Origin of the sequence: Aureimonas phyllosphaerae, assembly GCF_047943035.1 — a bacterium.
GTDB lineage: Bacteria > Pseudomonadota > Alphaproteobacteria > Rhizobiales > Rhizobiaceae > Aureimonas > Aureimonas phyllosphaerae.
In genome coordinates this window covers 1-13,532 of the sequence record NZ_CP181348.1, presented here as the reverse complement: position 1 = coordinate 13,532, position 13,532 = coordinate 1, and the positions used below count along the sequence as shown (strand labels likewise).

The 13,532-nt window shown below is 69.5% G+C and carries 14 protein-coding genes; 4 read left to right on the top strand and 10 right to left on the bottom strand.

Features of this window, described 5'->3' with window-relative positions; all coding sequences use genetic code 11:
* Positions 1-1,053, bottom strand: a complete 1,053-nt coding sequence (locus ACLNGM_RS00070; RefSeq protein WP_416356675.1) for an aldo/keto reductase — start codon at positions 1,051-1,053, stop codon at positions 1-3.
* Between the two features lie 147 nt (positions 1,054-1,200).
* Between ACLNGM_RS00070 and ACLNGM_RS00065 the strand changes: the two genes are divergently transcribed.
* Together ACLNGM_RS00065 and ACLNGM_RS00060 are read left to right on the top strand one after the other, a co-directional pair.
* Positions 1,201-1,881: an alpha/beta fold hydrolase gene (locus tag ACLNGM_RS00065; RefSeq protein WP_416356674.1), complete on the top strand. Its 681-nt coding sequence runs from the start codon at positions 1,201-1,203 to the stop codon at positions 1,879-1,881.
* A gap of 8 nt (positions 1,882-1,889) precedes the next feature.
* Positions 1,890-2,546 (top strand): HAD family hydrolase, encoded by a 657-nt coding sequence (locus ACLNGM_RS00060; protein ID WP_416356673.1) that lies wholly within the window; start codon positions 1,890-1,892, stop codon positions 2,544-2,546.
* Positions 2,547-2,553: 7 nt separating this feature from the next.
* On the opposite strand, the gene fabI is transcribed toward ACLNGM_RS00060, so the two are convergent.
* The 3 genes from fabI to fabA are packed head-to-tail and all read right to left on the bottom strand — an operon-like array spanning position 2,554 to position 5,224.
* Complete coding sequence (gene fabI / locus ACLNGM_RS00055) at positions 2,554-3,396, bottom strand: enoyl-ACP reductase FabI (RefSeq protein WP_416356672.1); 843 nt, start codon at positions 3,394-3,396, stop codon at positions 2,554-2,556.
* A 13-nt stretch (positions 3,397-3,409) separates the two neighbouring features.
* A complete protein-coding gene (fabB, locus tag ACLNGM_RS00050; RefSeq protein ID WP_416356671.1) occupies positions 3,410-4,633 on the bottom strand; it encodes a beta-ketoacyl-ACP synthase I in 1,224 nt (407 codons plus the stop codon).
* A 57-nt stretch (positions 4,634-4,690) separates the two neighbouring features.
* Positions 4,691-5,224 carry a 3-hydroxyacyl-[acyl-carrier-protein] dehydratase FabA gene (gene fabA, locus ACLNGM_RS00045; RefSeq protein ID WP_416356670.1) on the bottom strand — a complete coding sequence of 178 codons (534 nt, stop codon included), beginning with the start codon at positions 5,222-5,224 and terminating at the stop codon, positions 4,691-4,693.
* A 158-nt stretch (positions 5,225-5,382) separates the two neighbouring features.
* On the opposite strand from fabA, the gene ACLNGM_RS00040 reads away from it, so the two are divergent.
* Both ACLNGM_RS00040 and irrA read left to right on the top strand, forming a co-directional pair.
* A complete protein-coding gene (locus ACLNGM_RS00040) occupies positions 5,383-5,838 on the top strand; it encodes a hypothetical protein (protein ID WP_416356669.1) in 456 nt (151 codons plus the stop codon).
* A gap of 119 nt (positions 5,839-5,957) precedes the next feature.
* Positions 5,958-6,437, top strand: coding sequence for an iron response transcriptional regulator IrrA (gene irrA / locus ACLNGM_RS00035; protein ID WP_416356668.1), 480 nt, complete (start codon positions 5,958-5,960; stop codon positions 6,435-6,437).
* Positions 6,438-6,527: 90 nt separating this feature from the next.
* Here irrA and ACLNGM_RS00030 read toward each other — a convergent pair whose 3' ends face one another.
* The 6 genes from ACLNGM_RS00030 to dnaA form a co-directional block, all read right to left on the bottom strand.
* Positions 6,528-7,064: an SH3 domain-containing protein gene (locus tag ACLNGM_RS00030; protein WP_246716993.1), complete on the bottom strand. Its 537-nt coding sequence runs from the start codon at positions 7,062-7,064 to the stop codon at positions 6,528-6,530.
* A 213-nt stretch (positions 7,065-7,277) separates the two neighbouring features.
* Complete coding sequence (locus ACLNGM_RS00025; RefSeq protein WP_416356667.1) at positions 7,278-8,684, bottom strand: protoporphyrinogen/coproporphyrinogen oxidase; 1,407 nt, start codon at positions 8,682-8,684, stop codon at positions 7,278-7,280.
* A gap of 178 nt (positions 8,685-8,862) precedes the next feature.
* Positions 8,863-9,645: a HesA/MoeB/ThiF family protein gene (locus ACLNGM_RS00020; RefSeq protein ID WP_416356666.1), complete on the bottom strand. Its 783-nt coding sequence runs from the start codon at positions 9,643-9,645 to the stop codon at positions 8,863-8,865.
* Positions 9,642-10,793, bottom strand: coding sequence for a DNA replication/repair protein RecF (gene recF / locus ACLNGM_RS00015; RefSeq protein WP_416356665.1), 1,152 nt, complete (start codon positions 10,791-10,793; stop codon positions 9,642-9,644). The genes ACLNGM_RS00020 and recF overlap by 4 nt, the downstream gene beginning before the upstream one ends.
* Before the next feature lie 20 nt (positions 10,794-10,813).
* Positions 10,814-11,932, bottom strand: a complete 1,119-nt coding sequence (gene dnaN, locus ACLNGM_RS00010) for a DNA polymerase III subunit beta (protein ID WP_416356664.1) — start codon at positions 11,930-11,932, stop codon at positions 10,814-10,816.
* Positions 11,933-12,083: 151 nt separating this feature from the next.
* Positions 12,084-13,532 (bottom strand): chromosomal replication initiator protein DnaA, encoded by a 1,449-nt coding sequence (gene dnaA / locus ACLNGM_RS00005; protein WP_416356663.1) that lies wholly within the window; start codon positions 13,530-13,532, stop codon positions 12,084-12,086.

The window sequence follows — 13,532 nt, the reverse complement described above, 5'->3', positions numbered from 1 at the left end:
CTAAGGGGCCGGGTTGCCGACGCGCTGGTGCACGCCGTCCACCGCGTCCTGCATCTCCGCCGTCCATGCAACGTCCTCGGCGGCGAGGCACTCGTCGAGCTGCGCCATCGTCGTCGCGCCGATGATCGAGGCCGTGACGAAGTCCTGCGCCAGCACGAAGGCGTTCGCGAAGGTGGCGGGGGCAAGACCGAACTCGCGGGCGAGCGCCACATAGGCGTCGACGGCCTCCGCGGTGCCGTGCTTCTCGTAGCGCTGCAACCGGTCGAACAGCGCCTTGCGCGAGCCCGCAGGAAGCGCGCCGCCGGCATACTTGCCGGTGAGATAGCCCTGCGCCAGCGGCGAGTAGGCGAGGAGGCCGACACCTTCGCGCACGGCGATCTCGGCCTGCGCCGTCTCGAACGTGCGGTTCAGGAGATTGTAGGCGTTCTGGATGCTCGCCATGCGTGGCGCTCGTCCGGCGTCGGCAAGCGTCAGCCAGCGCATCGTGCCCCAGGCGCTCTCGTTCGACAGGCCGGCGTGGCGGATCTTGCCGTCCCGCACGAGGTCCTGGAAGACGTCCGCCGTTTCCTCGATCGCTACCTCGTCCAGAACGGGATCGGGCGTCTTCCATCGCGTCGGCACCGAGCCGAAGCCCGTGGTTGGGCGGTCCGGCCAGTGGATCTGGTAGAGATCGATGCAGTCGATGCCGAGGCGCTTCAGCGACCCCTCGACGGCTTCGATGACGTTGCGACGGTCGAGGCGCGGCTCGGAGCCGTCGGCGCGAAACCAGGTCGAGGTGGAGCGGCCGACCACCTTGGTCGCGATCACCATGCGATCGCGGTTGCCGCGCGCCCGCAGCCACGAGGCGATATAGGCCTCCGTGCGCCCCTGCGTCTCCGCCTTGGGCGGGATCGGATAGAGCTCGGCCGCGTCGAGGAAGTTGACGCCGCGCTCCACGGCGCGGTCGAGCTGCTCGTGCGCCTCGGCTTCCGTGTTCTGTTCGCCGAAGGTCATGGTGCCGAGGCAGATCCGGCTGACGCGCAGATCCGTGCGCCCGAGCGGTCGTTGCTGCATGATGGGTTCCGAGAGCGTAGGGTGAGGGGAGGGGCGTTTCGCCTTCGCTTTAGACCTGCATCGCCCCGGCGGCAACGGCGGGGTTGTCATCGCATCCTCATGCCCGTGCCCTAGATCAGGGCCTCCATCCCGACCGCCGGAGTGTCCATGCGCCTGATCCTCGTGCCCGCCTTCGCCTGCGACGGCGATCTCTACGAGCCGCTGATCGCGCTCCTGCGGCCCGACTTCGACTGCCGCACGGTCGTGCCGGCCGCGCCCGACATGGCGGCCTGCGCCCGCAAGGTCGTGGACGCGGCGGAGGGCAAGCCGTTCGTCGTCGCCGGGACGTCGTTCGGCGGGCATGTCGCGCGCGAGGCGGCGCTGGCCGCGCCCTCGCTCGTTCAGGGCCTCGTGGTCATGGGAGCAGCGCCGCAGGGGCCGGCGAGCCGCGAGCCGTTCGACCGGCGCAGGGCCGCCATCGAGGCGGACGGCGGCGCCGACATGCTGGAAGAGATGGCGCGCGCGATCGTGTTCGAGCCGGACGGGCGCGGCCAGGAGGCGGCCGACATCTTCCGTGCGATGGCGGCGCGCGCCGGCACCGACCGGCTCCTCGCCCAGAACGAGGCGCTGATGACGCGGCCCGACCGCACGGCGGATCTCCGACGCCTCGCCTGCCGCTCGCTTCTCGTCTGGGGGGAGGCGGACAGCTTCTCCGCGCCGGACGCCGGGCGCGCGATGGCGGAGGCGATGCCCGATGCGGAGTTCGTGCTCCTGGAGGAATGCGGGCACCTGCCGAGCCTCGAGGCGCCGATGCGGGTCGCAGCCGCGATCCGCGCGCGCTTCGCCTGAGACGGGGCGTGCCCGATCTCGTGATCTTCGACTGCGACGGGGTGCTGGTCGACAGCGAGCATCTCGCCGGTGACGCGTTGCGCGCGCTTCACCGCACGCACGGGATCGATGTCTCGGCCGAGCTTTTCGCCGGCATCATCGGCATGAAGACCGTCGACGGACTGGCGGCGCTCGCAGCCAGCACGGGCCGGGCGCTGCCGCCGGGCGCGGAGGCCGACCTCTGGCCGGCGACGGCGGCGGTGTTTCGCGAGCGGCTGAAACCCTGCGAGGGCGTCGTCGACCTACTGACCGCCTCCGACCTTCGCCGCTGCGTCGCCTCGTCGTCGCACCCCGACCGCCTGCGGCTCAGCCTCTCCGTCACCGGCCTCGACGCGTATTTTCCGGTGGATGCCGTCTTCTCGGCGTCCGAAGTCCCCCGCGGCAAGCCGGCGCCGGACCTTTTTCTCCACGCGAGCGCGCGCATGGGCGTTGATCCCCGGCGCTGCGTCGTCGTGGAGGATTCGCGTTACGGGATCGCGGCGGCCAAGGCCGCCGGGATGAGGGCCATCGGCTATATCGGCGCGAGCCACGCCGGGCCGGACGCGGCGGAAGCGCTCCGGGCCGCCGGGGCCGACCATGTGTCAGGCTCGATGGCGGAGATCGGCGAGCGTCTCCGCCAGGAGTGAGGGCCGGTCAGCCGGCCGTGGCGTCGGCCTCGCCGGCGATCTCGGCCCTGCGCTCCTGCGCTTTCAGCTCGTCCAGCGCGGGCATCGACATGATGTTGTAGCCGGCGTCCACATAGTGGATCTCGCCGGTGACGCCGCGCGACAGGTCGGACAGGAGGTAGAGCGTCGAATTGCCGACCTCCTCGTGCGTCACGTTGCGGCGCATCGGGGAGTTGCGGCGCTGGTAGTTCAGCATCAGGCGCGCGTCGGAGACGCCGGCACCGGCCAAGGTGCGCAAGGGGCCGGCCGAGACGGCGTTGACGCGGATGTCGCGGGGGCCGAAATCGGCCGCGAGATAGCGCACCGAGGCTTCCAGCGCGGCCTTGGCGACGCCCATCACGTTGTAGTTCGGCATGACGCGCATCGACCCGCCATAGGTCAAGGTCACCATCGAGCCGCCCTCGTTCATGATCGCGGCGGCGCGCTTGGCGACCTCGGTGAACGAGAAGCAGGAGATCACCATGGTGCGCGTGAAATTCTCGCGCGTCGTGTCGGCGTAGAGGCCCTTCAGCTCGTTCTTGTCGGAGAAGCCGATCGCGTGGACTACGAAGTCGATGCGCCCCCACGCCTTTTCGAGCGTGGCGAAAAGGTTGTCGACCGAGGCGATATCCTCGACGTCGCAATCGACGAGGAGGGTGGAGCCGATCTCGGCGGCGAGCGGGCGAAGCCGCTTGCCGAAGGCCTCGCCCTGGTAGCTGAAGGCGATCTCGGCGCCTTGGGCGGCGAGCGAGCGCGCCGCGCCCCAGGCGATCGAATTGTGGTTGGCGACGCCCATCACGAGGCCGCGCTTGCCCGTCATCAGTCCGGTCATCAGGGAAGCTTCCTCAGGCGCCGACGCGCTGGAACACAAGCGTGGCGTTGGTGCCGCCGAAGCCGAACGAATTGGACAGGGCAATGTCGATCTTCGCGTCGTCGATGCGCTTGCGCACGATCGGAACGCCCTCGAATTCGGGGTCGAGCTCCTCGATATGGGCGCTCTCGCCGATGAAGCCGGCCTGCATCATCAGGAGCGAGTAGATCGCCTCCTGCGCGCCCGCCGCGCCCAGCGAATGGCCGGTCAGCGACTTGGTCGATTGGACGAACGGCATGTCGTCGCCGAACACCTCGCGGATCGCGCCGATCTCCTTCGAGTCGCCGACCGGCGTCGAGGTGCCGTGCGTATTCACATAGTCGACCCGGCCTTTCACGGTGGACAGCGCCTGGCGCATGCAACGGATCGCGCCCTCGCCGGACGGGGCCACCATGTCGTAGCCGTCCGAGGTCGCGCCGTAGCCGACGAGCTCGGCGTAGATCTTGGCGCCGCGCGCCACCGCCCGCTCGTACTCCTCGAGCACCACGACGCCCGCGCCGCCGGCGATGACGAAGCCGTCGCGGTTCTTGTCGTAGGCGCGCGAGGCGACCGACGGACGGTCGTTGAAGTCCGAGGACATGGCGCCCATGGCGTCGAAGAGGTTCGACATCGTCCAGTCGAGGTCCTCGTGGCCGCCCGCGAACATCACGTCCTGCTTGCCCCACTGGATCATCTCGGCGGCGTTGCCGATGCAGTGCGCCGAGGTCGAGCAGGCCGACGAGATCGAGTAGTTGACGCCGTGGATCTTGAACCAGGTCGCAAGCGTCGCGGAGGCCGTCGACGACATCGCCTTCGGCACGGCGAAGGGCCCGATGCGCTTCGGCGAGTTGTTCTTGCGGGTGATGTCGGCGGCCTCGATCAGGGTGCGCGTCGAGGGACCGCCCGAACCCATGATGATGCCGGTGCGCTCGTTGCCGGATATGTCGCTCTCGGGCAGCCCTGAGTCGGCGATGGCTTGGCGCATGGCGACGTGGTTCCACGCGCCGCCTTGGCTGAGGAAGCGCATGGCGCGCCGGTCCACCATGTCCGAGACGTCGATCTCGGGCTTGCCCCAGACGCGGCAGCGGAAGCCGTTGTCGGCAAAGTCCGGGGCGAAGCTGATGCCCGACTTCGCCTCGCGCAGCGAGGCGGTGACCTCGTTCAGATCGTTGCCGATCGAGGACACGATGCCCATTCCGGTCACGACGACGCGCCGCATGGCAAACTCCCTTGCAAGGGTCTCAAGGACCCGGATTCTTCGATGGGCGGGCGGATATCAGCCGCCGGCCGTCTCGTCCGCCTGCTCGTCCTGGAACAGGCCGACGCGCAGGTTGCTCGCCTGATAGATGACGACGCCGTCCGCTTTCATCCAGCCCTCGGCGATGCCGAGCTTGAGCTTGGAGCGCATCACGCGGCGGAAGTCGACGCCGTATTCCACAAGCTTGACCTTGGGCGTCACCTGGCCGGTGAACTTGACCTCGCCGACGCCGAGCGCGCGACCGCGGCCGGGCTCGCCGAGCCAGCCGAGATAGAAGCCCGTCAGCTGCCAGAGCGCGTCGAGGCCGAGGCAGCCCGGCATCACCGGATCGCCCTTGAAGTGGCAGTCGAAGAACCAGAGGTCGGGCGAGACGTCGAACTCGGCGCGGATCGAGCCCTTGCTGAACTCGCCGCCGTCGGTGGTGACCTCGGTGATCCGGTCGAACATCAGCATCGGCGGCAGGGGGAGCTGCGCGTTGCCCGCGCCGAAGAGCTCGCCCCGGCCGCATGCCAGAATCTCGTCCTTGCCGAAATAGGTCTTCACCGTGTCCATTGATCCGTCCGGTTGGGGAACGGTATGCCGCCGCCGTTCCAACTTGTCTCAAATCGTTCGCGGGACGGCCCTTACCACGCGAGCGCCCGAGGGCAAATCCGTTAACGTCTAGAGAGGTGTCACGGTTTCGCGCCGGGCGCCGCCGTCATGGAGCCGACATGCGTGTCTTTTTCGTGCTGATCGCCCTCGCCGCCTCGATCGGCCCCGCCCTGTCGCAGGAGTGGCGCGCGAGCGGCGGGAGCGAGGGCGCGCGCGCCTACTTCACCCTGAAGGGGCGTCCGGCCGGTGCCGAGATCGCGTGCCTTCCCGGCGGCCGGCTCGGCGTCACGGCGGCCGGCAACGGGGCGCGTTTTCCGGCGGACCGGCCGGTGACGCTGATCCTGTCGGTCGACGGCATGGCCTATGCCGGCGAGGCCCGCGTCGAGCCGGAGGGGGCGGGCGGCGGCTCGCGCTTCGTGCGCACCGTCGAAGGCAAGGACGCAGCGTCGCTGCTCGCCGCCCTCAAGCGGGGGCGGAGCCTCGAAGTGTCGAGCCCGGCCGGCCATGTCCGCCTGCCGCTCGCCGGGTCGGGCCGCGCGATCGCAGCGCTCGCACCGGCCTGCGCCGCGCCGTGAGGCCGTCCGTTGTTCGCGGTGCGAAATCCGACTATATTGAATCGCGGCAAGGCCTTGCGGCGGCGTATGACGCTCGTCTAAAGGTGAATAGAAGAGTCAAGTTTTCGGTGGTCGACGTCATGGACAATCGGGCCAAGCCCCTCGCGGCAGCGGACGCGCGCACGGCCGGTCGGCCTCAGAGCTTCTGCGTCTTCGAGCGCCTGCGCGCCTCGGGCCTCCGGCCGACCCGCCAGCGCGTGGCGCTGTGCAACCTGATCTTCGGTGCCGGCGACCGCCACCTGTCGGCGGAAGAGCTGCACGAGGAAGCGCACAAGGCGGGCGAGCCGGTGTCGCTGGCCACCGTCTACAATACGCTGCACCAGTTCACGGACGCCGGCCTCGTACGCCCGCTCTCGGGCGAGGGGCAGCGGACCTATTTCGACACCAACACGTCGGACCACCACCACTTCTTCGTGGAGGCCGACAACACGATGATCGACATTCCCGACGGAACGATCACGATCGACAACCTGCCCGAGCCGCCCGAGGGCATGGAGATCGTCAATGTCGACGTCGTGGTACGCCTGCGCCGCAAGACGGGTGCGAAGCCGTACGCCTGACGTCACGATCCAAGCAGCAGAAACGAAGAAGGCCGGTCGCCCCAGCGGGTGACCGGCCTTCCTGCTTTCGAGGCGGGGGGACGAGGCGCCTCAGAACCGTTCGTCGGGGTAGACACCCCAGATTTCCTTCTGGGTGACGAAGCCGCGCCGGCCGGCGGCCTCGACCTCGCACCAGCCGAACGAGCACTCGCGGACCTTGGTCAGGACGCCCGGCTCCATCTCGGCGACGATCGGTCCGTCGGTCGCGGCGGAGCGATGCATGGTGATCGTCGCCTGCGTCTTGCCCTTCAGCCAGGGAGCCGCGAGCGCCGTGCGCTCACCCGACAGGAGCGAATGGTAGACCCAGCCCTCGGTGCCTTCGGAGTCGCGGATGCGGCGCCAGAGGTCGTATTCCTGGATCACCTCCACCGGCAGGCCGGGCTTCAGGTAGAGCCAGGACACCGCGTAGTCCTTGCCGGGGCCGACGCGAAGGTTCACGCGGGCGGACTTCAGCGAGACGAAGCGCGGCAGCGGCAGCTTGCGCTGCATCTCGGCGTCCTCGCCTTCCTCAGCGGCGGCCGGTGCGGCCACCGGCGGCGTCGCGGCGGCGGCCGGAGACTGGGCATGCACCGCGCCGACCGACGGCAGGGCGGCGAGAAGGGCAAGGGCGATCGAGGCGAGAAGGGACGAGCGGGACACGGGGGGAGGGCTCCGGACATGCGGGACGGCTTCGGCCCGGCGGAGCCGGGTAGCCGGGCGCACAAGGATCTTTTCAAAAGATGACCCGTATGCCCGACGCATCGCCATGATCGCGCATCGGGGTTAACAACCCCTTGCCCGAAGCTGATCGGAGCGCGCCTCTCAGGCCGGCTGCGACAGTCCGGGAGCCGAGAGGCCGAGCCCCGCCAGACGCTCCTCCAGGGATACGGCGGGCTGGCTGCCTTCGGACGGGGACGCGACGTAGCGCGCGACGTCCTCCATCCTCCGGATCGTGCGCCAGAACACGTCCTCCATCAGGATATGGGCGAACTCGCCGTTGCGCCCTACGCTGTAGAGGCCGTCGACGCCGGTCGACATGGAGAAAAGTTTGCGCTCGGTCTCGTAGGCGCCGAGATAGACGGGATAGGAGATCGGGGTGCGGATCGTGCCGCCGGCGCCCAGATACCGCCCGCGAAGCTCCTCGCCGTAGAGCGCGCAGATCTGGTCGAGGCAGGTGCGGGCGAGGTCCTCGTCGCTCATCGTCCACCGTGCGTCGCCAACCTCGCAGCCGATGTCGAAGGTGACCAGCGTCTTGCCCTCGGGCGCCAGCCACGGCATCGAGATCGGCGCCTCGGTGAGGCGAAACGACAGCTGGCTGCGGTCGGGCACCCAGACCATCGTGTTCGGCAGGATGGCGCGACCGGAAAACCGGAGGTTCACGAACATCATCGGCCGGTAGCGGAACGCCGAAAGGGGCTTCAGCGCATCGGTGCCTTCCACGAGACGCGGCAGGACGTTGACCGGCGCGGTGGAGATGACCGCCGAGACCGGGATCTCGGTTCCCGCGCTGCGGATCGCGACCACCCGGCCCTTGTCGACGAGGATGCGCTCCACTGGCGACTGGAGGCGCACCGCGCCGTCGAGCTTGCGCAGCGTCGGCTCGAGCATCCGGGCGAGGCCGCCCTCGGGATAGACGTGATAGACGCCCGCCCCTTCCGGCATCGTGCGGGTGTAGCCGTTGCACACGGCCCGCCGCGTCACCTTGGCGGCGGCGCTGAGATAGAGCGACTTGACGATGCTGTTGCCGAACTTCTCGCCGACCGAGGACGAGAGCTCGCGCGCCGGCGCCCCCGACCAGGCCTCGACCAGCGGCATCGCCACCTCCTCGGCCATGGCGTCGCCGTAGGAGCGGCGCATCCAGTCCTCGGCGTTGGCGGCGGGCGTCTTCGGACGGCTGGCAAAACGGCTCTTCAGGGCGCTCGCCAGAAAGCGCGGCTCGGCCATCAGGCCGAAGGGATGGCTCCGGTCGCGACCGTCGATACGCACCGCCTCGCCGTAGTGGCGAACCGTACGGCAGATGTCCTCCGCGCCGAGCGCCTTGGCGAGCCGGTTGGAGATGAAGTGCGCGCCGTAGTCGTAGGAGAAGCCCTCGGCGTCCTTGAAGGAGGCCGCCATGCCGCCGACCGCCTTGCCCGCCTCGAACACCACCGCCGGCAGGCCGCGTCGCTTGAGTTCGGCCGCGGCCGTCAATCCGGCGAGACCCGCTCCCAGTACCGCGATCGGCTTCATCGTCTTCTCCCCATTCGTCGAGCGAACCTAAGCAGATCGTCGGTGAACAATGGGGGAAGGATACATTCGCAATTCGATGAAATCACGGGCCCGTGACCCTCCCATGATGGGTATCTCGACTTAAGGCTAACGAAGATCGTCCGTCAGGACACCTGACGTGTTCCGTAGCGGCAGCACCTTACGGCGATGGATCGGCCAGGCGGCGGTAGCGGATTTCCTCGAAGCGCATTCGCAGGATGTCGACGAGAAGCAGGCGTCCGACCATCGGATCGCCGACGTCGGCGACGAGCTTGATGGCCTCCGCCGCGCCCATCGTGCCCATGATGCCGGTGACGACGCCGAGAATTCCGGCCTCCGCGCAGGTCGGCACGGTGCCCTCGGGGGGCGGCTCGGGGAAGAGGTCGCGGTAGCGGGGCGAGAGCCGCCCGTCCGGGCCTGGCCTGTGAGGCATGAGCGTCGTCAGCGATCCGGAGAAGCGCTGGACCGCGACCGTGACGAGGGGGACCCTCGCGGCCTCGCAGAGATCGGCGACGAGGAAGCGCGTCGCGAAGTTGTCAGAGCCGTCCACGACGACGTCGTAGCGCGACACGAGGGCCGGCCCGTTCGACGCATCGAGGCGGACGGGATGGGCCTCGATCGCGACATGCGGGTTAAGCCGCCCCAGCGCTTCGGCCGCAGCTTCCACCTTCGGCCGGGCGAGATCCGCGGTCTCGAACAGCACCTGCCGCTGGAGGTTCGACAGCGACACGTGGTCGTCGTCGACGAGCCCGATCGTGCCGACGCCGGCCGCCGCGAGATAGAGAGCGGCCGGCGAGCCGATGCCGCCGGCGCCGACGAGGAGCACGCGGCTTCCCTTCAACCGCTGCTGCCCTGGCCCCCCGATCTCGGGCAGCACGATGTGGCGGGCGTAGCGGCCGAGCTCGTCGGCGGAGAGCGGGGGAGGGGAGGGCGAGAGCGTCATGTCACGGCTCCGTTGGCGACGAGGAGCATCTGCGCGCGCCCGTCGAGCGCCTCGAACAGCGCGGCGTCGGTGCCGGTCAGGAAGGACTGGACGCCGAGATCGTCGAGAATGTCGAAAAGGGCGGCCCGGCGGCCGGGATCGAGATGGGCGGCGATCTCGTCGAGAAGAAGGACCGGCGCCATGCCGGACGCCGCCTCGACGAGGCGGGCATGGGCGAGGACTAGGCCGATCAGGAGTGCCTTCTGCTCGCCGGTCGAGGAGAGGGCGGCCGGCATCGCCTTGGCGCGGTGCGTGACGGCGAGGTCGCCGCGATGGGGGCCTTCCAGCGTGCGGCCGGCGGCGCGGTCGACCATGCGTCGGCGCGCCAGGCGCTCGGTGACGCGGTCCTCGAGGTCCACCGCCGCGCCTTCGAGCGGGAGGTCGTCGTAGCCGGACTGGAGATCGAGTTCGGCCACCGGGAAGGGCGAGGCGGAGGCGGCATCGAGGAGCCCGGCGAGGCGGGCGACGAGATCGGCGCGCGCCAGCGCGATCGCCAGCCCGAGTTCGGCCATCTGCCGCTCGATCCCGGCCAGCCAGCGGTCGTCGAGGCGATCCTCCGAGAGGAGACGGTTGCGCCCGCGCATCGCCTTCTCGTAGTCGAGCGTGCGCCGCCCGTGCTCGGGATCGACCGTCAGCACCATGCGGTCGAGGAAGCGGCGGCGCTCGGTGGCGGGGCCGGTGAACAGCCCGTCCATCGCGGGCGTCAGCCAGACGACGCGCAGGACGTCGAGAAGCTCGTCGATCGATCGGGCGGTGGTGCCGTCGATGCGCAGGACGCGCGCGGGCGTGCCCTCGTCGGGGCGCACAAGGGTCAGGACGTCGGTCGGCTCGTCCTCGGGCGTCGGCGCGGCGAGGCGCGCGCGCACGGAGAAGCCGCCCGTCGCAGCGCCGCCCGTGCTGCGCGCAATCTCGCCATAGGCGGCGCGGCGCAGGCCCTTGCCGGGCGACAGGAGCGACAGGGCTTCCAGGAGGTTCGTCTTGCCCGAGCCGTTGTCGCCATGGAGCACGACGAAGCGCGAGCGGATGACGAGGTTCAGCGTCTCGTAGTTGCGAAAGTCCACGAGGCCGATCCCGGTCACGCGGATCCGGGCATCGCGGGCGGGGTCCATCGGCGCGGCGATGCGCCGCGTCAGACGCGCATCGGCATCAGGACGTAGAGCGTGCCCTCGTCGCCGCCGTCGCGGATCAGGGTCGGCGAGCCGGGATCGGCCATCATGAAGACCGCGCTGTCGCCGGAAAGCTGGCCGGTGATGTCGAGGAGGTAGCGGGCGTTGAAGCCGATCTCGATCTCTTCTGCCTCGTAGCCGACGGGCAGTTCCTCGGTCGCGGTGCCCGCGTCCGGCGAGTTGACGGTGAGGACGAGCTGGCCGCCCGAGAGCGCGAGCTTCACCGCGCGCCCGCGCTCCGACGAGATGGTGGACACGCGGTCGACGGCGGCCGAAAAGCTCTGGCGGTCGAGCGTCAGCGCCTTGTCGTTGCCGGTCGGGATGACGCGCTGGTAGTCCGGGAAGGTGCCGTCGATCAGCTTCGACGTCATCACCACGGCGCCGAGCGAGAAGCGGATCTTGGAGTCCGACAATTCGATCGAGACGGTCTCGGCGCCTTCGCCGAGAAGCTTCTGGATCTCGGCCACGGTCTTGCGCGGCACGATGATGCCCGGCATGCCCTCCGAGCCTGCGGGCGCGGGCATCTCGGCGCGCGCCAGGCGATGGCCGTCGGTCGCCACCGCGCGCAGCGTCAGGGCGCCGCCGGTCTCGATCGTGTGGAGGAAGATGCCGTTGAGGTAGTAGCGCGTCTCCTCGGTGGAAATCGCGAACTGCGTGCGCTCGACGAGCCGCGCGAGATCGGACGCTTTCAGCGTGAAGGCGTGGGTGAAGGCGCCGGCCGTGATGTCGGGGAAGTCGGCCTCGGGGAGGCACTGGAGGCGGAAGGTCGAACGCCCGGCCGAGACGGTCATCTGCGCGCCGTCGCCGGTCGTCTCGAGCTTGACCTCGGAGCCGTCCGGCAGCTTGCGCACGATGTCGTAGAGAAGGTGGGCCGGAACCGTCGTCGCGCCCGGCACGTCGCCGCTCGCCGGCACGCTTTCGGTGATCTCGATGTCGAGGTCGGTCGCCTTCAGGCGCATCGCCCCGTCCTCGGTCTTCAGGAGGACGTTGGAGAGGATCGGGATCGTGTTCCGCCGCTCCACCACACGCTGGATGTGGCTCAGCGACTTCAGAAGGTTCGACCGCTCGATGATGATACGCATGGACGACAACCGTTCGCAGGGTCGAAAGGGCGCCGAGCCCGTCGGACCCCTCCGAGAAAAGGTCCCGACGTTTTAGAGCAAAGGCCGGCGGGCGCAAAGGAAAACCGCCGGAAACGTCGCGTTTCCGGCGGCACGGGTCAGGCCGGCAGCCTCACTCCTCGATCATGCGGCGGATGACGTCGAGCTCCTCCGACAGCTTCTCGTCGCCCGCCCGCTCGGCCTCGATCTTGCGCACGGCATGGAGCACCGTCGTGTGGTCGCGCCCGCCGAAGCGGCGGCCGATCTCGGGCAGCGAGCGCGGCGTCATGGTCTTGGCTAGATACATGGCGATCTGGCGCGGGCGCACGATCGTGCGCGTGCGCCGGGCCGACAGGATGTCGGTGCGCGACACGTTGTAGTGGCGCGAGACGAACTTCAGGATGTCCTCGATGCGCACCCGCTTCTCGCCGCCGGCCCGCGTCAGCTGATTCAGGAGGTCGTCGAGATGCTCGGCCGACAGCGGCTGGCCGACCGCGTGGCGGAAGGCGATCTGGTTGAAGGCGCCCTCGAGGTCGCGGCCCGAGCCGACCACGCGGCGCGCGATCGTGTCCACCACCGTCTCGGGGATCGCGAAGCTCGGATCACCCGCCTTCATCGCCGAGACGCGCGAGGCGAGGATGCCGCGGCGCATCTCGTAGTCCGGCGACACCATCTCGATCGCGACGCCCCCCGACAGGCGCGAGCGCACGCGGCTGTCGAGCGATTCGAGCTCGAAGGCCGGGCGGTCGGCCGCCACGATCACCTGACGCGCCGAATCGATCAGCGCGTTGAGGAGATGGCAGAACTCCTGCTGGATCGATTTGCCCTGCAGGAACTGCATGTCGTCGATGATCAGGATGTCGATGCCGCGCAGGTTCTCCTTGAAGTCGAGCGCCTGGTTGTCGCGGATCGCGGTGGCGAACCGCCACATGAAGTATTCCGCCGTGAGGTACACGACGCGGGGCTTGTCCTCGCGGGCGACGGCCGCGTTGGCGATCGCCTGGAGGAGATGCGTCTTGCCGAGGCCCACCGAGGCGTGGAGGAACAGGGGGTTGAAGCGCACGGACTGCGGCCCGTTCTCGGCGATCGAGCGGGCGGCGGCGAGTGCCACGCGGTTCGACGCGCCCTCGACGAAGGTCGAGAAGACGTAGCGCGGGTCGAGTGGCGAGCCGAATTCGGCGCGCGCGCCTTCGGTGGGCGCCGTGCGCTCGGTCGGGGCGGCGACGCGCGGGGCGACGCTTCCCACCGTGCGCGCGTCGCCCGCCGCCGGCGTCGGCTGGTCGGCATTGGCGGCCGGGGGCAGAACGCTGGCGCCGCGCACGGCCGAGCGGACGGCGACGTCCACCTTCAGCGTGCCCGGCACCTCCTCGGCGAAGATCTGCAGCAGAAGATCGCGGTAATGCCCGTTGATCCACGATTTGAGAAACGCCGTCGGCACCGACAGCTGAACGATGCCCTTGCCGACGTGCTCGAGCTTCAGGCGGGCGAACCAGGAGGCGAAGACATCGGGGCCGAGCTGCGCCTTGAGACGGGCGTTCACGCGATCGAGGATCGCCGTCTCGTCGCGTGCCGGTGCTGCCAT

Excerpts from the sequence above, each read along its gene's own strand:
- ACLNGM_RS00070 (WP_416356675.1), bottom strand. The coding sequence starts at position 1,053 with ATGCAGCAACGACCGCTCGGGCGCACGGATCTGCGCGTCAGCCGGATC.
- ACLNGM_RS00065 (WP_416356674.1), top strand. The coding sequence starts at position 1,201 with ATGCGCCTGATCCTCGTGCCCGCCTTCGCCTGCGACGGCGATCTCTAC.
- fabI (WP_416356672.1), bottom strand. The coding sequence starts at position 3,396 with ATGACCGGACTGATGACGGGCAAGCGCGGCCTCGTGATGGGCGTCGCC.
- fabB (WP_416356671.1), bottom strand. The coding sequence starts at position 4,633 with ATGCGGCGCGTCGTCGTGACCGGAATGGGCATCGTGTCCTCGATCGGC.
- fabA (WP_416356670.1), bottom strand. The coding sequence starts at position 5,224 with ATGGACACGGTGAAGACCTATTTCGGCAAGGACGAGATTCTGGCATGC.
- ACLNGM_RS00040 (WP_416356669.1), top strand. The coding sequence starts at position 5,383 with ATGCGTGTCTTTTTCGTGCTGATCGCCCTCGCCGCCTCGATCGGCCCC.
- irrA (WP_416356668.1), top strand. The coding sequence starts at position 5,958 with ATGGACAATCGGGCCAAGCCCCTCGCGGCAGCGGACGCGCGCACGGCC.
- ACLNGM_RS00025 (WP_416356667.1), bottom strand. The coding sequence starts at position 8,684 with ATGAAGCCGATCGCGGTACTGGGAGCGGGTCTCGCCGGATTGACGGCC.
- ACLNGM_RS00020 (WP_416356666.1), bottom strand. The coding sequence starts at position 9,645 with ATGACGCTCTCGCCCTCCCCTCCCCCGCTCTCCGCCGACGAGCTCGGC.
- recF (WP_416356665.1), bottom strand. The coding sequence starts at position 10,793 with ATGGACCCCGCCCGCGATGCCCGGATCCGCGTGACCGGGATCGGCCTC.
- dnaN (WP_416356664.1), bottom strand. The coding sequence starts at position 11,932 with ATGCGTATCATCATCGAGCGGTCGAACCTTCTGAAGTCGCTGAGCCAC.
- dnaA (WP_416356663.1), bottom strand. The coding sequence starts at position 13,532 with ATGGCAGCACCGGCACGCGACGAGACGGCGATCCTCGATCGCGTGAAC.